Below are 18,128 nucleotides of genomic sequence, written 5' to 3'. Positions count from 1 at the left end.
CGCTGGCCTACGCCGGCGCGATACCGGGGTTCCCGCGCGGGGCCCGTGCCCGACGCGGCTTCGCCGGGGGCTCGGAGTCGATGCCGCCGTCGACGGCGCCCTCGTCCACCGGCGCCTTGACCGGCAGCGAGATCGCGGGCAGGTCGCTCACGGGGCGGCTGTCGCTCGAGAGCCACTGCGGGCGCTCGGGCAGCTTCCGGACGTCCTTGAAGATCTCGGCGAGCTCGTTCTGGTCGAGCGTCTCCTTCTCGAGGAGGGCGCCCGCCAGGTGGTCGAGGATGTCGCGGTTCGCGTTGATGACCTGGTAGGCCTCGTCGTGCGCGGACTCGAGCAGGGCACGGACCTCGGCGTCGACGGTCTCGGCGATGTTCTCCGAGTAGTCGCGCTGGGCGCCCATGTCACGGCCGAGGAACGGCTCGCCCGACCCCTGGCCGAGCTTGACCGAACCGACCGCCGTGCTCATGCCGTACTCGGTGACCATCTTGCGTGCGGTCGCCGTGGCCTTCTCGATGTCGTTCGACGCACCCGTGGTGGGGTCGTGGAACACGATCTCCTCGGCGACACGACCGCCCATGGCGTAGGCGAGCTGGTCGAGCAGCTCGTTGCGCGTGACGGAGTACTTGTCCTCGAGCGGGAGCACCATCGTGTACCCGAGGGCACGACCGCGCGGGAGGATCGTGATCTTCGTGACGGGGTCGGTGTGCCGCATGGCCGAGGCCGCGAGCGCGTGACCGCCCTCGTGGTACGCGGTGATGAGGCGCTCCTGGTCGCTCATGACGCGGGTCCGGCGCTGCGGACCGGCCATGACGCGGTCGACGGCCTCGTCCAGCGCGCGGTTGTCGATGAGCTGCGCGTTCGAGCGCGCGGTGAGCAGCGCGGCCTCGTTGAGGACGTTCGCCAGGTCGGCACCCGTGAACCCGGGGGTCTTGCGGGCGAGGACGTCGAGGTCGACGCTCGCGGCGAGGGGCTTGCCCTTGCCGTGCACCTGCAGGATCTGCTTGCGGCCGATGAGGCTCGGGGCGTCGACGCCGATCTGGCGGTCGAAGCGGCCCGGCCGGAGGAGCGCGGGGTCGAGCACGTCGGGACGGTTCGTCGCGGCGATGAGGATGACGTTCGTCTTGACGTCGAACCCGTCCATCTCGACGAGGAGCTGGTTCAGCGTCTGCTCGCGCTCGTCGTTGCCACCGCCGATGCCGGCACCGCGGTGGCGACCGACGGCGTCGATCTCGTCGACGAAGATGATCGCGGGAGCGTTCTGCTTGGCCTGGTCGAACAGGTCACGGACGCGGCTCGCACCGACACCGACGAACATCTCGACGAAGTCCGAACCGGAGATCGAGAAGAACGGCACCCCGGCCTCGCCGGCGACGGCGCGGGCGAGCAGGGTCTTGCCGGTCCCGGGAGGGCCGTACAGCAGCACGCCCTTCGGGATCCGCGCGCCGACCGCCTGGAACTTGGCCGGCTCCTTGAGGAACTCCTTGATCTCCTGGAGCTCCTCGATGGCCTCGTCCGCGCCGGCGACGTCGGCGAAGGTGACCTGCGGGTTCTCCTTGTTGTTCATCTTCGCGCGGGACTTGCCGAACTGCATGACGCGCGAGCCGCCGCCCTGGGCGCTCGACAGGAGGAACCAGAACACCAGACCGATGACGAGGAACGGCAGGAACGTCAGCAGGAGCGAGACGAACACGTTCGACTGCTGGACGGTGTCGTTGTAGCCCTTCGACAGGTTCGCCTTGTCGACCGCCGAGACGACGTCCGGCCCACGCGGGGTGGAGTAGTAGAACTGCTCCGTCTGGTTGCCGTCCTTGAGCACGAGGTCGACGCGCTGCTCGGTGGAGTTGATGGTGGCAGAGGCGACCTTGCCGTCACCGAGCTGCTCGAGGCCCTTCTGCGTCGTGATCTGCGACGTCCCGGACTGACTGATCACGGCCCAGCCGATCCAGATCCCGATGACCGCGATGATCACGTACAGGTACGGCCCACGGAAGATGCGCTTGAAGTCCATGTGATCCGGGCGACACGCCCGACACCTTTCTCTGCCGATGTTGCGTGGAAGTCAGCATACGGCCGGGACTCTGTGGGGCGAGTGGGTGTCCTCCGAGGGCGAACTCGACGTCCGGAGGGCCGTTCGTCAGGAGTAGACGTGCGGCGCCAGGACCCCGACACCACGCAGGTTGCGGTAACGCTCGTCGTAGTCGAGGCCGTACCCGATCACGAACGCGTCCGGGATGTCGAAGCCGACGTACTTGACGTCCACCTGCACCTTGGCCGCCTCGGGCTTGCGGAGCAACGCGACGATCTCGACGCTCGCGGCCCCGCGGCTCACGAGGTTCTGCCGGAGCCAGGACAGGGTGAGCCCGGAGTCGATGATGTCCTCGACGATGAGGACGTCGCGGCCGTGCAGGTCGGTGTCGAGGTCCTTGAGGATCCGCACGACGCCGGACGACTTGGTGCCGGACCCGTAGGACGACACCGCCATCCAGTCCATGGTGATCGGGAGCTTGAGCTCACGCGAGAAGTCCGCCATCACCATGACCGCGCCCTTGAGCACGCCGACGAGCAGCGGGTCGCGCCCGGTGTAGTCGGTCTCGACCGCGCGGGCGAGCTCGGCGATCCGGGCGTCGATCTGCTCGGCGGTGAACAGGACCTCGCTCAGGTCGGCCTGGACGTCGGTGAGTTCCACGGGGGCGTGCCCTCTCTGATCAGTGGTGCGCGGGTCAATGGTGCGCCGGGCCGGTGCCGCCCGGGTCTCCCAGGATACGGCCGGGCGACCCCGGCCCGGACTCGGACGCCGGCCGCCCGGACCCGGACACCGGCCCGGACGTCGTGCTCGCGAACAGCAGGCGGTCGCCCTCGCGCCGCACGCGGACACCGGGCAGGTCGATCGGCCCCTGTCCCGACCAGTCCGTCACGAGCCGGCACACCTCGAGCGTCTGGAGCCGCGAGAGCACGACGCCGAACTCACCCTCGACCGCGAGGCGCACGAGTCGCTGCCGCAGGGCCGGCGGGTTGGCCGCGAGTCCCGACACGGACACCGCGATGCCCGCCTCGGCGTGCTCCGCGAGTTCCTCGGCGAGCTCCTCGGCGAAGTGGTCGAGCGCGCTCGCGTCTTCGCGGATCTGGTCGGCGGTGCGAGCCAGGGCCTCGACCACGCCGTCGCCGAGCTCCTCGGCGAGCACCGGCAGCACGCGCGCGCGCACCCGGACCCGGGCGAACGCGGGATCGTTGTTCTGCGGGTCCGTCCACGGCTCCAGGCCGCTCTCGGCACAGGCCGCGACGGTCGTCGCCCGCCGGACGCCGAGCAGCGGGCGGGCGAGCAGCGGCCCGGGCGCCACCGGCGCCGGTGACCGCGCCGGCATGCCCGACAGGCTGTCCGGACCGCTGCCACGCAGGAGGCCGAGCAGGACCGTCTCGGCCTGGTCGTCCATCGTGTGCCCGACCAGGACCAGCGGCGACCGCTCCGCCGCGGCGACGGCCGCGATCGCCCGGTACCGGGCCTCCCGGGCGGCGGCCTCCGGCCCACCCGCGTCACCGACGCGGACGTGGTCGACGACGACGGGCGTGAGCCCGAGCGCCTCCGCCTGCCGGGAGGCCGCGCTCGCGACCGCCCCGCTGCCCGCCTGGAGGCCGTGGTCGACGACGACGGCGCCCGCGCGGAGGCCCTGCCTGGGCGCCTCGAACGCGGTCGCGGCCGCGAGTGCGAGCGAATCGGGGCCGCCGCTCAGCGCCACGAGGACGAGGTCACCGGAGGCGAGGACGCCCGCCGAACGGGCATCCGCGAGGGACGTCCGCACCGCGCGGCGCACGGCGGCGACGGCGGGTCCGAGCCGGGGCCGGTGCATGTCCACCCTGTAACGTTATCGGCGCTGTAGGACCGCAGAACCATCCACATCGAGGAGTGCCACATGGCCGCGTACGACGTCGTCATCGAGATCCCCAAGGGCAGCCGCAACAAGTACGAGGTCGACCACGAGACCGGTCGGGTGTACCTGGACCGCGTCCTGTTCACGTCGTTCGTCTACCCCACCGACTACGGCTTCTTCGAGAACACCCTCGGGCTCGACGGCGACCCCGTGGACGCCCTCGTCCTGCTCGAGTACCCCGCGTTCCCCGGCGTCGGCGTCAAGGTCCGCCCGGTCGGCGTGTTCAAGATGAGCGACGAGGCCGGCTCCGACGCCAAGGTGCTCTGCGTCCCGGCGAAGGACCCGCGCTGGCAGCACATCCAGGACATCGCCGACGTCGACGAGCAGACGAAGGCCGAGATCGCCCACTTCTTCGAGCGCTACAAGGACCTCGAGCCGGGCAAGTTCGTCAACGCCGAGGGCTGGGGTGACGCCGCCGAGGCCGAGGAGATCGTCGCGGCGGGCTTCGCCGCGTACCAGCCGGGCCACTGAGTCCGTCGCGCCCCGAGGCGCGGCGCTGGCCAGGCGGCCGGTTGGCAGAAGTGAAGGCGGCGGGTGCCCATGGGGCGCCCGCCGCCTTCGTCCGGTGACGACCCCACCCGAAGGGGTCGGCACCGTCATCGGCTCGGAACCCCACCCGAAGGGGTCCCGGCCGGGTCATCAGAGCGAGCCGGTGGGGCGCGCCACGTAGGGGACGATCTGGTACGTGTACACAGCGTAGTTCCGCACGCTGAGTCCCGGCTTGGGGGCCTCGACCATCCGACCGCCGCCGGCGTAGATCGTGTCGTGGTACATCCCCGCCGGGTTCGTGCCCGTCGTCGAGTAGAAGATGATGTCGCCCGGCTGCGCCTGGGACAGCGGCACGAGTCGGCCGAGCGCGGCGAAGTGCTCGTACTGCCAGTCGACCCGGTGCCCACCGACGGCCACGCCGACGCTGCTGTACGCGGCCATCACGAGCCCCGAGCAGTCGTAGGAGTTCGGACCGGCGGCACCGAACACGTACGGCTTGCCGATCTGGGCCGACGCGAACGCCAGCGCGGCGGAGCCCTTGGACGGTGAGGACGAGCCGGTGCTCGACGTCGGCGGCTTCGGCGTGCTCGTCGTCGGCTTCGTGGTGGGCGTGCTGACCGGCTTCGGGGCCGTGCTCGTCCCGGTCGTCGGCTTGCTCGAGGGCGTCGTCGTGGTGGGCTTCGACGCGGTCGTCCCGGTGGTCGGCTTCGACGCGGTCGTCCCGGTGGTCGGCTTCGACGCGGTCGTCCCGGTGGTCGGCTTCGACGCGGTCGTCCCGGTGCTCCCCGTCCCGGTGGCCTTCGTGCTGCCCGCGCTCCCCGTTCCGGCGGCCTTCGTGCTGCCCGCGCTCCCCGTTCCGGCGGCCTTCGTGGTGCCGGCGCTCCCACTGGTCGTCGAGGTCGCGATCACCTGCTCGGCTTGCTTCGCCTGCTGGTCGGCGAAGTACGCGGCCTCGGTGCTCGCCGTCGTTCCCTTGAGGTACGCCAGCTGGTCGAAGAGCGTCGACTGCTGGTCCTGCACGCTCTTGAGCCGTCCGGCGGCGCTCGCGGCCTGGTCGTTCGCGTCGGACAGCGACGTCTTGGCGGCCGTGGTGGCCTTGCCGAGCACGGTCTCGGCCGCGGAGGCCTGGTGCTGCAGGGCGTCGACCTGCCGCTGGTCGGCCTCGGCGTCGGCGAGGATGCCCGCCGAGCGAGCCGACAGGTGCGACATCGTGCCGACCTGGTACAGCAGGTCCTTCGCGTCGGCGCCGTCGACGAGCATCGCCGTCGACAGATCCCCGCCGCCCGTCCGCGAGAGCTCGACCACGAGGCCGGCGACCTGCTGGGCGGAGACCTTCGCCTTCGCCTCGGCCTGCTTCGACTGGCGCGTCAGGGTGTCGACCCGGGTCTGCGCCGCCTGCTGTCGCGATGCCGCCCGCTGGTACGCCTCACCGGCCTGCTGCTCGGCGACCGAGGCCCGCTCCACCTGGGTCTGCAGCGCGTCGAGCGACGAGGTCAACGTGTCGACCTGGTGCTGCGTCGCCGCCTGGGACTGCTTCGCCGCCTGCACGTCGGCCCACGAGGGAGCGGACGGACTGGCCGACGCCGGTGCGGCGACGGTGAACGTCAGTCCGAGCACCGCGAGGGTCGCGGCGCCTCCGATGAGGACGCGTGCTGGCTTCATGCGGGTCAGTGCCTCCTGGGCGCGCTCGTGGTCATACCGAGATCCCCCGCGCAGCCATGAAGGGGACCGGGTCGACGGCAGCGCCGCTCACCCGGGTCTCGAAGTGGAGGTGGCAGCCGGTCGACCAGCCGGTCGAGCCGACGAGCGCGATCTGCTGTCCCGCGACCACGGTCTGGCCCGCGTGGACCAGGAACCCGCCGTTGACGATGTGGCCGTACGCCGTCGAGATGCCGCCACCGTTGTCGATGATGACCTCGTTGCCGTAACCCCCGCCGTTCGCGGCGAAGGTGACGGTCCCGCTGTGGGCGGCGTAGATCGGCGCACCACAGCCCGGCGCGAGGTCGACCCCGGCGTGCAGGGCGTACGCACCGGTGTAGGGGTCGACGCGGTAGCCGTAGGGGCTCGTCTGGTACCCGGCGGACGGGCGGACCCAGCCCGACCCGTTCGGCGTCGTGGTGGTGGCGCCCGTGCTCGTCTGCGCGCCGGCGCCCCCGGTCCGGGCGGCAGCGGCGGCGCGAGCGGCAGCCGCCCGGGCAGCAGCAGCGGCTCGCGCGGCAGCGGCGGCTCGCGCGGCAGCCGCGGCCTTGGCGACGGCGACGCCCTTGTCGTAGTTCGCCTGCACGTTCTTGGCGTTCGTCGTCAGGAGGACGAGCTGCGCCTGCAACCGCGCCTGGTTGTCGTTCTGGTCGTCGAGAGCGCTCTGTGCGGCCGTCGCGGCGTCGTTCGCGTCGGCCAGTTTCTGCTGCGCGGCGTCACGGAGCGCTCCGAGCGCCTTTTTCGCCACCCCAGCCTGGTCGGTCAGCGCCTGCGCCGTGCCGCGGTCCTGGCTCGCCTGCTCGTAGATGCCGTCGGCCTGCTCGGACAGCTTCGACATCGCGCCGAGCTGGTAGAGCAGGTCCTTCGCTCCGGACGGGTGCGCCAGGAGGTTCGAGGTGACGTCGTTGTTCGACGAGCGTCCGAGCTGCGCGGCGAGCTGCCCGGCCTGGCGCTCCGACGCGGCCGCGGTCTTGCGGGCCTCGTCCGCCTGCGTCCGGAGCTTCTGCTCCTTGAGCGCGGCCTCGTCGTACTCGGTCTGCGCCGTCTGGTAGGCCTCGCCGGCCTTCTCCGCGGCGGCCTGCTTGGCCGACACCTGGGACTGGAGGGACGCGATGAGTCCCTTGATCTCGGTCACCTTCGCCTGCTGGGCGGCCTGGGACGCCTTGGCCGCCTGGACGTCGGACCAGCTCGGGTAGGACGTGGCGGACGCCGACGAGGGCGTCCCGGTCGCGGCGAGGACACCCCCCGTGAGCGCGACGACGACGGCGAGGACGAGGGCACGGGGTCGGCTCGCGGGGACGGCGAGGGCCCGAGCGGCGCGTCGGGGCGCGGATCGGCGGCTGATGGAAGAGGAAGAAGTCATCGGTCTCGATTTCGTAACAGCACGGCGAGGCGCACCCGAGTCACACTGTCAACAGTCGCAACAGTAACAACAGGGGTGTCGGACACTCCACCCCCCTGGCGAGGGGCATGGGGCACCGACGTCGGACCCACGGGGAACGACGGCACGGGGTTCTCTCTGCGGCGAGTGAACCCGGATGCCCCGGTCACGACGCCCGCGACACGCCGACCGGCGAGGCGGTATCCGCTCGGTTTGGCATTCGCGGCGAGCTTCCGTATGCTGGTTCTCCGGTAGCTGTGAAGCATCGCTTGACGGCCCCATCGTTTAGTGGCCTAGGACACCGCCCTTTCACGGCGGCAGCACGGGTTCGAATCCCGTTGGGGTCACTGCAGGCGGGGTGTCCGGCGCCGCCCACAACTCAACAAGCATGGCCCTGTAGCGCAGTTGGTTAGCGTGCCGCCCTGTCACGGCGGAGGTCGCGGGTTCAAGTCCCGTCAGGGTCGCCATGGCGTCCGGTCCTCGGACCGAGTCGTCCCGGGCACCACTCGATCCATCGAGTCGCCCACGGCTGGATAGCTCAGTTGGTAGAGCGTTCGACTGAAAATCGAAAGGTCCACGGATCGATGCCGTGTCCAGCCACCATCGCAAGGCCCTCGCGGGAGCGGGGGCCTTCGTCGTTCCCGACTGCCGCCGATCGGACTCCCGCCGAGCGTCGAACACGTCCTGTCCCGTTGAACAACGGCATCGCGGGGTGCAACAGGACGGCGGGTGTGCGAAGCCGCGCGGCGCGTGTGTGAAGCCGAACGGCGGGTGTGCGAAGCCGGGCGCGACGGGTGGCGGGGGCGGGACGGGCCTCCCGACATACTGAGCGGATGACAGAGCCGGGCCGGACGACGGGGACCACGGACACCGGCACGGTGTGGCGCAACGCACCGTTCCTCCGGCTGTGGAGCGGCGAGTCGGCGAGCGCGGTCGGCAGTGAGCTCGCCGTGCTGGCGATCCCGACCCTGGCGGTCACGGTGCTCGCCGCCTCGACGTTCGAGATCGGCGTCCTCACCGCGCTCGAGACGGTGGCGTTCCTCGTCATCGGGTTGCCTGCGGGTGCCTGGGTGGACCGGATGCGGAAGCGCCGGGTGATGCTCGCGGCGGACCTGACCCGCGCGTTGCTCCTGGCGACCATCCCCGTCGCGTGGCTGCTCGGCGCGCTGACGATCTGGCAGCTCATGGTCGTGGCGGCCCTGGTCGGCGCGGCGACGGTGTTCTTCGACGTGGCGTACCAGAGTTACCCGCCGATGATCCTGCCGTCGGCGCTCCTCGGCGACGCGAACGGCAAGCTCGAGGCGTCACAGCAGGTCGCGCGCGTCGGGGGTCCCGCGGCCTCGGGTGCCCTGCTCGCGGCGCTGCGGCCGGCGCTCGTCGTCGGGATCGACGCGCTGAGCTACCTCGCGTCGTTCGTCGCACTCCTCGGGATCCGGGACGACGAGCAGCCGCGGCCCGAGCACGAACGCCTGCCACTCGTGACCGAGATCCGCGAGGGCCTGGCGTTCGTGTTCCACCAGCCGCTCCTGGTCCGGGTCGTCCTGTGCACGGCCGGCTTGAACCTGTTCTCGGGGATCGGGGGGACGGTGCTGCCGCTCCTCGTCCTCCGCGACCTGCACCTCGGCACGCTCGTGTGGGGCGCCGCGACGAGCGTCGGCGCGGTCGGCGGACTCCTCGGCGCGCTGGCCGCCGGCAGGGTGGCCCGACGCGTCGGCGAGGGCACGGCGATCCCCGTCGCGGCCGTCGCGGCCGGGGTCGGGGCGCTGCTGCTCGCGACGCCGGGGCTGGTGCCGACGCTCGCGGTCCCGCTGCTCGTGCTGGCCGAGTTCCTCACGAGCGCCGGTGTCCTCGTCTACAACATCACGCAGGTCACCTACCGGCAGCGGATCTGTCCGCCGCGCCTCCTCGGCCGGATGAACGCGTCGATCCGGTTCGTGGTGTGGGGCGTGGTGCCCATCGGGGGCATCGCGGCGGGACTGCTCGGCACGTGGCTCGGTGTCGAGGCGACCATGTGGGTCGCCGGCGTCGGTGGCCTGCTCGCGGCGCTGCCCGTCCTGCTCTCGCCCCTGCTCGGCATGCGGGAGCTCCCGGCCGAGCCCGCCGCCGCGTAGTCACGACGGGCTCGGGGACAGGGACCGGTCAGGCGGTCTCGACGGGGTGCAGGTCGAGCGTGCAGCACTTGACGCCACCGCCGCCGAGCAGCAGCTCGGACAGGTCGACCCCGATCGGGTTGTACCCGCGCTGGCGGAGCTGCTCGGCGAAGGTCGTCGCGCGGGCCGCGATGACGACGTTGCGGCCGTCGCTGTAGGAGTTGAGCCCGAGGATCGCGGCGTCCTCCTCGGTGGCGATGATCGCGTCGGGGAACCGGCGGCGGAGCTCGGCGAGCGAGGCCTCGTCGAACGCGGACTCCAGGTAGGCGATGTTCGCGACGCCGTCCACCGGTTCGGGGTCGAGGACCGCGATCGCGGTGTCGAGGTGGTAGAACGCCGGGTTGACGAGCTTCAGGGTGACGACCTCGCGGCCGTACACGCGGGCGATCTCCTCGTGCGAGGTGCTGTCGCTGCGGAACCCGGTGCCGGCCAGGATGACGTCCCCGACGAGCAGGAAGTCGCCCTCGCCCTCGTTCGTCTCGACCGGCTCGGCGACGCGGAGGCCGTGCTCGCGGAACCAGTCCATGTACGCGGGACCCTCGGGCTGGCGCTCCGGGTACTGGAACTTCGCGCCGTAGGCGACGCCGTCGAGCACGAACCCGCCGTTGGCCGCGTAGACCATGTCGGGCAGCCCCTCGATCGGGTCGATGAAGTGGATGTCGAACCCGAGCCGCTCGTACGTGTCGACGAGGGTCTGCCACTGGGCGACCGCCTTCGCGGTGTCGGTCGGCTCCTCGGGGTGCATCCAGGGGTTGATGCGGTAGCTCACCGTGTAGTGCGTCGGCTTGCACATGAGGACGGTGCGCTTGGTCGCCGTGCGGGCGGGCGCTGTGGTGGTGGCGGGGGCCGGGTTCGACAAGGGGGTCTCCTGGGCGGCGGACCCGAGCCTGCCAGGGGACACCCGTTCGAGGAGCGCTGGGGTGAGGTGCAGGCTCACTCACCCGTGGACGAGGCGGACCAGGTCGACGCCCCGGCACAGTGTGCCACGCGGCGCTCCCCGCGGACAGACCCCGCCGTGGGGGTGTCGCGGCGGCGCTGATCGCATGTGCGTCCGCGCAGGATCCGTGCGCCCGCTCCGGGGCGGACGCAACGACCGCGCGTAGCATGACGGCGATGGATTCGCTCGACCACCGCATCCTCGACCAACTCCGCGAGAACGCCCGCGCCGGCTACGGCGACATCGGCGCGGTGGTCGGGCTCTCGGCGTCCGCGGTGAAGCGCCGCGTGGACCGCCTGGTGGCCGACGACGTCATCCAGGGGTTCACGATCAAGGTCGACCCCGCCGTCGAGGAACGCGGGACCGAAGCCTGGGTCGAGCTGTACTGCCGCGGCACCGTCTCGCCCGACGAACTCCGCGCCGTGCTCGAGAACGTGCCCGAGGTCGTCGACGCCGGAACGGTCACCGGGAGCGCCGACGCCGTCGTGCACATGCGGAGTCGGGACATCGCGTCGCTCGAGGAGGCCCTCGACCGCGTCCGCTCCGCCCCGCACGTCGACCACACCCGCAGTGCGATCGTGCTGTCGCGACTCGTCTCGCGCGAGTCGCTGTGAGCGTGGCACCGCGCACGACCCGGACGCCGGTCCGCCGCTCCGTCCCGCGCTCGCCCGGGAGGCCCGGCACCCGTCGCGCGGGCAGCGCCCCGGCCCGCGTCCTGGTCACCGCCGCCACCGTCGCCTACCTCGCGAACTGCGCGTGGGGCACCGCGGTCGCGACCGGCGTCATCCGGACGAAGCGGCTCCGGGTCGTGCACCACGCGCTGTTCGTCGTGACGGCGACCCTGACCGGCGCCGCCGTGACGACGCCCGTGTGGACCCGCTCGCGGGCCGCGGCGTTCCTCCTGCCCGCACTCGTGCCCCTCGCCGCCGCACCGCGCATCCCCGCCCGATCGCGTGCACACTGGAGAGTCGCGGTCGCGGCGGCACCGTCCTACCTCGGCGCCGTGCTCGGACTCCGCGCGGGACGGCCCGAGCGCTCCTGACCCGGGAGCCGGCCCACCCGCGTGCACCGGGCCTCCCGTCCGACCGCCGGGAAGGACAGCGGCAGTGGAGCTCATCGAGGCGATCAGACGGCGACGAACGACGAACGGGGCGTTCCTGCCCGATCCCGTCTCCGAGGAACACCAGCGTCTGCTGATCGAGCTCGCCGGGCGGGCGCCCTCGCAGCTCAACAGCCAGCCGTGGCGGTTCGTGCTCGTCGAGGAGCGACCGACGATCGAGCGGATCGCCGCGATCAGCGGCTCGTCGATGACGCGGACGATGGCCGAGGGCACGTTCTTCGAGCGGTACAAGCCGTACTTCCGGTTCTCGAAGGCCGAGATGGAGGCCCGGCGCGACGGCATGCTGTTCGACAAGCTGCCCGCACCGCTCCGGCCGTTCACGAAGCAGGTGTTCACGCCCCGTGGTCAGAAGCTCATGAACACCCTGCGGGTGCCGCAGACACTCGGCGAGGAGAACCGGAAGCTCGTCGCGGGCTCGCCGCTGCTCATGGGGGTGATGCTCGACCGGCACGAGTACCGGCACGAGGAGACGAACGCCTTCTACTCGGTGTTCAGCATGGGCGCGGCGATGGAGAACATCTGGCTCGCCACGACCCAGCTCGGCATGGGCATCCAGTTCGTGTCGTTCCCGATGGAGATCCCGAGCGCCTGGGCCGAGGTCGAGGACGTCCTCGGGGTGCCGGACGACCTCGAGCTCATGGCCGTGTACCGGCTCGGGTACCTGCCGCCCGAGCGCCGCCGCCCCGCGATCGACTGGGTGTCGAACGAGCGGAAGCGGCCGTCGCAGTACGTGTTCCGCGGGACGTGTCGCACGCCGCAGACGGGCTGGGACGACGCACCGCTCGTGACGCCGATCGAGGACGACCCGGCGGCCGACGCGACGACCTCGGGGAGGGACGCGTCGTGACGGGGGTCGCTCCCGTCCTGACGACCGCCCCGGCACTGCCCGGCCGCGCGTTCATCCGGCAGGGGTGGCACGACGTCGTGTTCCTGCACTGGCGGGTCGACGTGTCGGCCGTGGCCCCGCTCCTCCCGGCCGGCGTCCGACCGGACACCATGGGCGCGGACGGCGTCGATGACGGGGTGACCACCTGGGTCGGCCTCATCGGGTTCCGGTTCACGGACACCGCGTTCCCGCCGCTCGCGCCGATGCGGCGGCTCGGGACGTTCGTCGAGGTCAACGTGCGGGTCTACACGGTCGACGACCGGGGGCGGCACGGCGTCGTGTTCCTGTCGCTGGACGCGGGCCGGTTCCTGCCGGCGGTCGCGGCGCGGGCGATGCTCGGGCTGCCGTACCACTGGGCGCACGCGGCGACGCGGTGGGGCGCGGCCGGGACGCGCGGCCGGGGTGCCGCCGCTGGCCGACATGGCGAGAACGGCCGCGTGGCGTACGCGATGCGGCGCCACGGGTCCTCGGCGCGCTCGCGGTTCGCCGTGCACGTCGGTGCGCCCATCGCCGAACCGTCACCGCTCGAGCAGTTCCTGACCGCCCGGTGGGGCATGCACGTCCACCGCTTCGGGGCGACCCGGTTCTGGCCGAACGAGCACCCGGCCTGGCCCCTGCACCACGCGAGGGCCGAGTCGGTGCACGACGACCTGATGGGCGAGGTCGGGCTGCCGCGCTCGCTCGCCGACGTCCCGCCGGACTCCGTGCTGTGGTCGCCCGGTGTGACGACGTCGTTCGCCCGCGGGACGGCCTGAGCCGACGTCCGCCGGTCGCGACCGGCGCGACCGGCGCGGCCAGCGCGACCGGTGCGACCGCGTCAGACCCGCAGCTCCACGAACGCCCGGTCCGGCACCCCGAACCGGTGCGCCGTGATCGTCACGGTCTGCTCGCGGAGGAACGGCAGCATCTCGACGAGTCCGGCCTCGACCACGGGGCCCGCGTGCACCGCCACGTCGATCGAGGCACCGAGGGCCTCCTCGAGCGCCAACGAGTCGCCGCCGAGCAGGCGGATCCGGGCACCAGGACCGCCGAACGCGGTGTGCGGCACCGGCTCGTACGTCGGCGACAGGACCGCGGCGAGCTCGTCCTCGGGCGTGGGCTCGTCCGACGACCACTGCTCGCGGAACACCGCCCCGGCCGCCGCGCGCCCGAGCCACTCGTCGTCGGACTCGACGATCTGGTCGACGACGTCGAGCGGGGACCGCGGGCCGGCGAAGAGCTGCACGAGACTGCCGGGCATCGGCACCGCGGTGCTGACGAGCACGTGGGCGCGGGCGGCGGTCGCGGCGACGAGCACGCGGACGAGGTCACCGGCCGACGTGCCCTCGGACGCGCGGATGATGACCGACTGGGGCCGGTAGCGGAGCACGTTGCGTTCCATCCCGAGACCGGCGGTGTCCGCCGAGCGGGCGAACTCCGTGGAGCGCGCGACGACGTCGCTCCGTGCCCCGGACCGCACCCGGTCGAACTCCTCGAACGACAGGCCGCTCCGCGCGGCCTCGATCACGGCCGCGACCCGCGCGGGGACGCCGTGCAGTCGGATGCTCCCGTGCGGGGTGTGCGGCGTGGGCTCCCAGCGGCCGAGTGTCGCGACCGACAGCGGGGCGCCCGACTTGGTGCCGGTGCCGATCGCGGAGCGCTTCCAGCCGCCGGTGGGCTGTCGGCGGACCAGGGTGCCGGTCGTCGCACGGTTCACGAACAGGTCACCCGCCTGCACGCGGTCGAGCCAGCGGGCGACCTCGTCGGTGTCGAGGGAGTGGATGCCCGCGGCGAGACCGTAGTCGGTGCCGTTCTGGATCGCGATCGCGTCGTCGAGGGTCTCGGCCTCGACGATCCCGAGCACGGGTGCGGGCACGGGCGTCTGGTGGAACGTGCTGCCCGGTCGGACGCCGTCGCGGATGCCCGGGGACCAGAGCCGCCCGGAGTCGTCCAGGGGTTCCGGCTGCAGGAGCCACGACTCCCCCGGTCCGAGCTCGGTGAGTGCCTGCCGCACGCTCCCCCGGGGCTCGTCGACGAGCGGTCCCATCTGGGCGGCGGGGTCGTCCGGCCAGGCGACGCGGAGGCTCCGGGTCGCGTCGACGAGCAGCCGGCGGAACCGGTCGTCCTCACGCACGGCACCGACGAGGAGGACGAGCGACGCCGCGGCGCGGTCCTGTCCGGCGTGGGCGAAGGCACTCCGCACGACGTCGCGGACGGCGAGGTCGACGTCGGCGGACGGCGTGACGACGATCGCGTTCGTGCCGGTCGTCGCGGCGGTGAGCGGGAGGCCCGCCCTCCACCAGGCGAAGGACCGCGCGGTGTCCGCCGTGCCCGTGAGGAGCACGCGGTCGACCGCGGGGTGGGCGACGAGGTCGCGGCCGAGCCGGTCGACGTCGAGGTCGACGAGGACGAGCAGCGAGTGCGGCACACCGGCGTCCCACAGGACGTCGGCCACGAGCGCACCGGTCCGCCGAGCGGCCGGCGCCGGCTTGAGCACGACACCGCTGCCGGCCGCGATCGCCGCCAGGACGTCCCCTGCGACGACGGCGATCGGGGAGGTCCAGGTCGGCACGACGACGGTGAGGCGCGGCGGCACCGGGGTCGCGCCCGTGATGTCCGCGAGGTGCCGGGCGCGGTCGGCGGCGTGGTGTGCGGCGTCGACGGCTCGGCCGACCTCGGCGTCCGCCTCGGCGAGCGTCAGGCCCGTCTCGGCGACCGCGACCTCGACGAGGTCACCGCGCCGGACCTCGAGCTCGTGGGCGATGAGGTCGAGCAACTCGGCGCGGTCCTGCGGGTCCTGCCGTCCCCAGTTCACGCCCGCCTGCGCGGTGGCGGCGACGATGCGCTCGAGCCGGTTCCGGTCGGCGACGCCCGCGTTCCGGATCGTCTGCCGACCGAGCGACGATCCCGGCACGCGACGCAGCACCTCGCCGGCCCAGGCGCGGTTGGCGCCGATGGTCGGGTCGGTGCCCTGCGCGTTGTGGAAGTCGGCGACGTGCGGCGGGGGTCCGAGCGGGGCCGTGCGGTCCTGGGTGCGGAACGTCGACGGGACGGGGTCGTCCAGCGCCTCGACCGCGGCCAGGTACCGCTCGCGCCGCTGCTCGGACCCGGCGCTCGCGGTGTCGGTCGTCGTCGAGGCACCCGCGGCCTGCTCGGGGTCCGCCAGGTCGTACAACCGCCGGGCGAGGTACCCGACGGCGGCGTCGTACTCGTCGGGGTCGACGACCGGCGTGACGAGGAACACCGACCCGACGTCGGCCCGGACGGCCTGCAGGTGGGTGCCGTCCACGCCGAGGAGCATGCCGAGTTGGAGGGCATCGACGACACCACGGCGCTCGGCGAGCACGCGGGCGGTGGCGAGGTCGTACAGGTCGTGCCCGAGGACCTCGATCCGGACGGCGTCCGTCCGCGCGGGCGTCAGCGCGGCGTCGAGCAGGCGGAGGGTCGCCGCCTGGATCTCCTGTGTGGTGCCGAACGTGGCCAGCGAGCGGTCGTGGAGCGCGGCCTCCACCCGTTCGACGGGGTCGGCGGCGCCGGCGTCGATCCGGACGGTGATCGGTGATCCGCCCCGGGCGCGGCGGGCCTGCGACCAGGCAGTGAGGTCGTCGAGGGCCCGCCGGGTGTCCGGCACCGCGGCGGGCAGGGTGAGGCCCGCCGGGAGCTCGAGGAACTCGGGCCGGTCGAGCAGGGTCCGGAACACCGCGAGCGTCAGGTCGAGGTCGTCGTGGGTGTCCACCCGGAGCGTGACGCGGCTGCCACCCGCCACGGCCGCCCGGTACAGCGGCAGCAGGCGCTCGACTCCGCGGACGACGGTGTCGTCGAACGCCCAGAGCACGGGCTGCGGGAGCGCCACGGCGACCGAGGTGGTGACGCGGTCCACGTCGTCGCGGTCGAGCAGGTCGATGGTGCGCCGGAGCTGCCGGTCGGACTCGTCGTCACCGGACACCGGGCGTCCGAGCGGCAGGACGTCGAGCACCGTGCCCGGGACCGCCAGTTTGGCGAGGGCGGCGCCGAGGCGCGCCGGTGCGGCGTCGACCACGAGGTGTCCGGCCATGCGGCGCAGCACACGGCGTGCCGGTGGGACGACGGCCCACGGCATCATCTGCGCGAACCCACCGCCGACGGTGGCCGCGCCGCGGAGGTGCCAGGCGACGGGGTCCGGGACCTCACGCGCGAGTCGTTCGAGGTGCTGCGCGGCGACCTTCGGGTCCTGCGGTCGGCCGACGCGGTCGATGAACCCGAGCGTGACGTCGAGGCCGCGCTCGTCGCGGAGCACCCCCGCGAGCCGGACGGCCCCGGCGTCCGGCCGGAGCATCGCGGCCGCCGCGGTCCAACGGCGGACGAGGGCGACCGCGTCGTCGGTGCAGTCCTGGAGGCGCGGGTCCGGCATCCTCCGATGGTATTCGGGCGGTCCGACGGGACCTGGGGGCGCGCCTGGCGCGCGGTGGACGCGGGCCGAGTGTCGCCCGTCCCCCACCGGGAGGCCCAGGGCCGCGGCGGGAGGCCCACGGCCGCGGCGACCACGGGTGCGGCCGGTCAGTGGAAGCGGTGGTCCTGGATCGTCATGCGCGGACCGAACGACGGCTTCCGGAAGCCGCTGCCCGTGATGAGCCGCATGACCCGTTCCCGGTGTCCCCGCCACGGCTCGAGGAGCTCGAGCATGCCGTCGTCGTCGACCGGAGCGCCGGCGAGCGCCCATCCCACGACGGCCGGCAGGTGGTAGTCGCCGACGCTCGGTGAGTCCGGGTCGCCGTGGGAGCGCTGCGTGGTCTCGGCGGCGGTCCACACGCCGATGCCCGGGATCGACATGAGGCGTTCCGCCACGACGCTGCCGCCACGACCGAGGGACAGGGTCCGCTCGAGCGACGCGGCGACCCGCACGGCGCGCATCACCGTCGCCGAGCGGCCGGGCTCGATCCCCGCCCGGTGCCACTCCCAGCTCGGAACCCGCGCCCAGGTGTCGGCGTCGGGCGGGACCGCCATGCCCTCAGGGGCGGGGCCTGGCGCGGGGGTGCCGTACCGCCGGACGAGGGACCGCCAGGCGCGCCAGGCCTGACGGCTCGTGACCTTCTGCTCGAGGATCGCGGGCACGAGCATCGCGACGACGGTGTTCGTTCGGCAGAGGCGTAACCCCGGCTGACGGTGTCGCGCCGCGGCGAGGAAGGCGTTGCCGCTGACGTCGAACCCCGTCCAGTCGTCACCCCGACCGAGGAGTTCCGGCGCGTGCGCGATCGCCCACTCGGCGCCGTCGCCCCAGGTGGACACCCGGACCTCGTCGCCGACGGCGCGGACGGCGACGGTCACGGGACCGGCGGGCGTGCGGAGCGCGAGCCAGGTCGTGGCGTCGACCTGACGGAAGGCAGGGTCCCCCGTGCCGCGCATGAGCGGGCGCAGCGTGGCCCGGACGTCGACGTGGTGCCCGGGCCGGTAGACGGTGTCGTGTCGCTGCGCCGGGGGTGCGGCAGGTTCGACGATCACGCGGAGGATCGTACGTGGCGGCGGTGACATCGCCGAACCGGCCGGGGTGGGCCTCCCGGGAAGCGGGGGGATGCCGTCGTCGACCCG

Annotated in this window: 14 protein-coding genes and 3 tRNA genes; 9 read left to right on the top strand and 8 right to left on the bottom strand. The window is 72.9% G+C overall.

Annotated elements, in window-relative coordinates:
- Positions 1-7 precede the first annotated feature (7 nt).
- The 3 genes from ftsH to tilS all read right to left on the bottom strand — a co-directional run bounded on the left by ftsH (position 8) and on the right by tilS (position 3,842).
- The gene (gene ftsH / locus DEI86_RS09695) at positions 8-2,005 is read right to left on the bottom strand and encodes an ATP-dependent zinc metalloprotease FtsH (protein ID WP_111010319.1); all 1,998 of its coding nucleotides are present in this window, start codon (positions 2,003-2,005) and stop codon (positions 8-10) included.
- Between the two features lie 126 nt (positions 2,006-2,131).
- The gene (gene hpt / locus DEI86_RS09690; protein ID WP_111049396.1) at positions 2,132-2,683 is read right to left on the bottom strand and encodes a hypoxanthine phosphoribosyltransferase; all 552 of its coding nucleotides are present in this window, start codon (positions 2,681-2,683) and stop codon (positions 2,132-2,134) included.
- Positions 2,684-2,717: 34 nt separating this feature from the next.
- Positions 2,718-3,842 (bottom strand): tRNA lysidine(34) synthetase TilS, encoded by a 1,125-nt coding sequence (tilS, locus tag DEI86_RS09685; protein WP_111049433.1) that lies wholly within the window; start codon positions 3,840-3,842, stop codon positions 2,718-2,720.
- A gap of 63 nt (positions 3,843-3,905) precedes the next feature.
- On the opposite strand from tilS, the gene DEI86_RS09680 reads away from it, so the two are divergent.
- Positions 3,906-4,394 (top strand): inorganic diphosphatase, encoded by a 489-nt coding sequence (locus DEI86_RS09680; protein ID WP_111010321.1) that lies wholly within the window; start codon positions 3,906-3,908, stop codon positions 4,392-4,394.
- A 168-nt stretch (positions 4,395-4,562) separates the two neighbouring features.
- Here DEI86_RS09680 and DEI86_RS09675 read toward each other — a convergent pair whose 3' ends face one another.
- Together DEI86_RS09675 and DEI86_RS09670 are read right to left on the bottom strand one after the other, a co-directional pair.
- Positions 4,563-6,074 carry an NlpC/P60 family protein gene (locus DEI86_RS09675; protein ID WP_111049395.1) on the bottom strand — a complete coding sequence of 504 codons (1,512 nt, stop codon included), beginning with the start codon at positions 6,072-6,074 and terminating at the stop codon, positions 4,563-4,565.
- 31 nt (positions 6,075-6,105) lie between these two features.
- The gene (locus DEI86_RS09670) at positions 6,106-7,473 is read right to left on the bottom strand and encodes a M23 family metallopeptidase (RefSeq protein WP_146244895.1); all 1,368 of its coding nucleotides are present in this window, start codon (positions 7,471-7,473) and stop codon (positions 6,106-6,108) included.
- 292 nt (positions 7,474-7,765) lie between these two features.
- Here DEI86_RS09670 and DEI86_RS09665 point away from each other — a divergent pair.
- The 4 genes from DEI86_RS09665 to DEI86_RS09650 all read left to right on the top strand — a co-directional run bounded on the left by DEI86_RS09665 (position 7,766) and on the right by DEI86_RS09650 (position 9,602).
- A tRNA-Glu gene (locus DEI86_RS09665) sits at positions 7,766-7,838 on the top strand.
- Positions 7,839-7,881: 43 nt separating this feature from the next.
- A tRNA-Asp gene (locus tag DEI86_RS09660) sits at positions 7,882-7,958 on the top strand.
- Between the two features lie 60 nt (positions 7,959-8,018).
- Positions 8,019-8,094: transfer RNA gene (locus DEI86_RS09655), tRNA-Phe, on the top strand.
- Between the two features lie 230 nt (positions 8,095-8,324).
- On the top strand, positions 8,325-9,602 hold the full coding sequence (locus tag DEI86_RS09650; protein WP_111049393.1) for an MFS transporter: 1,278 nt from the start codon (positions 8,325-8,327) through the stop codon (positions 9,600-9,602).
- A 28-nt stretch (positions 9,603-9,630) separates the two neighbouring features.
- Here the strand turns inward: DEI86_RS09650 and ddaH are convergent, their stop codons facing one another.
- Positions 9,631-10,500 carry a dimethylargininase gene (gene ddaH / locus DEI86_RS09645; RefSeq protein ID WP_181439746.1) on the bottom strand — a complete coding sequence of 290 codons (870 nt, stop codon included), beginning with the start codon at positions 10,498-10,500 and terminating at the stop codon, positions 9,631-9,633.
- Positions 10,501-10,754: 254 nt separating this feature from the next.
- On the opposite strand from ddaH, the gene DEI86_RS09640 reads away from it, so the two are divergent.
- From DEI86_RS09640 to DEI86_RS09625, 4 genes are all read left to right on the top strand, one after another.
- A complete protein-coding gene (locus tag DEI86_RS09640) occupies positions 10,755-11,192 on the top strand; it encodes an Lrp/AsnC family transcriptional regulator (RefSeq protein ID WP_111010397.1) in 438 nt (145 codons plus the stop codon).
- Positions 11,193-11,194: 2 nt separating this feature from the next.
- Positions 11,195-11,620 carry a hypothetical protein gene (locus DEI86_RS09635; protein ID WP_220038506.1) on the top strand — a complete coding sequence of 142 codons (426 nt, stop codon included), beginning with the start codon at positions 11,195-11,197 and terminating at the stop codon, positions 11,618-11,620.
- Positions 11,621-11,684: 64 nt separating this feature from the next.
- Complete coding sequence (locus DEI86_RS09630) at positions 11,685-12,545, top strand: nitroreductase family protein (RefSeq protein ID WP_111010325.1); 861 nt, start codon at positions 11,685-11,687, stop codon at positions 12,543-12,545.
- Positions 12,542-13,339 (top strand): YqjF family protein, encoded by a 798-nt coding sequence (locus DEI86_RS09625; RefSeq protein WP_111049392.1) that lies wholly within the window; start codon positions 12,542-12,544, stop codon positions 13,337-13,339. The genes DEI86_RS09630 and DEI86_RS09625 overlap by 4 nt, the downstream gene beginning before the upstream one ends.
- Before the next feature lie 62 nt (positions 13,340-13,401).
- Here the strand turns inward: DEI86_RS09625 and DEI86_RS09620 are convergent, their stop codons facing one another.
- Positions 13,402-16,953 carry a proline dehydrogenase family protein gene (locus DEI86_RS09620; protein ID WP_111049391.1) on the bottom strand — a complete coding sequence of 1,184 codons (3,552 nt, stop codon included), beginning with the start codon at positions 16,951-16,953 and terminating at the stop codon, positions 13,402-13,404.
- 146 nt (positions 16,954-17,099) lie between these two features.
- Positions 17,100-18,071, bottom strand: a complete 972-nt coding sequence (locus DEI86_RS09615; RefSeq protein WP_375334604.1) for a DNA-3-methyladenine glycosylase family protein — start codon at positions 18,069-18,071, stop codon at positions 17,100-17,102.
- Positions 18,072-18,128: the final 57 nt, after the last annotated feature.

The sequence above is a fragment of the Curtobacterium sp. MCBD17_028 genome (assembly GCF_003234875.1).
Taxonomy (GTDB): domain Bacteria; phylum Actinomycetota; class Actinomycetes; order Actinomycetales; family Microbacteriaceae; genus Curtobacterium.
This window is presented reverse-complemented; position numbering and strand designations above follow the sequence as displayed.

Coding starts and splice junctions, on each gene's coding strand:
- ftsH (WP_111010319.1), bottom strand. CDS start 2,005: ATGGACTTCAAGCGCATCTTCCGTGGGCCGTACCTGTACGTGATCATC.
- tilS (WP_111049433.1), bottom strand. CDS start 3,842: ATGCACCGGCCCCGGCTCGGACCCGCCGTCGCCGCCGTGCGCCGCGCG.
- DEI86_RS09680 (WP_111010321.1), top strand. CDS start 3,906: ATGGCCGCGTACGACGTCGTCATCGAGATCCCCAAGGGCAGCCGCAAC.
- DEI86_RS09675 (WP_111049395.1), bottom strand. CDS start 6,074: ATGAAGCCAGCACGCGTCCTCATCGGAGGCGCCGCGACCCTCGCGGTG.
- DEI86_RS09670 (WP_146244895.1), bottom strand. CDS start 7,473: ATGACTTCTTCCTCTTCCATCAGCCGCCGATCCGCGCCCCGACGCGCC.
- DEI86_RS09650 (WP_111049393.1), top strand. CDS start 8,325: ATGACAGAGCCGGGCCGGACGACGGGGACCACGGACACCGGCACGGTG.
- DEI86_RS09640 (WP_111010397.1), top strand. CDS start 10,755: ATGGATTCGCTCGACCACCGCATCCTCGACCAACTCCGCGAGAACGCC.
- DEI86_RS09620 (WP_111049391.1), bottom strand. CDS start 16,953: ATGCCGGACCCGCGCCTCCAGGACTGCACCGACGACGCGGTCGCCCTC.
- DEI86_RS09615 (WP_375334604.1), bottom strand. CDS start 18,071: ATGTCACCGCCGCCACGTACGATCCTCCGCGTGATCGTCGAACCTGCC.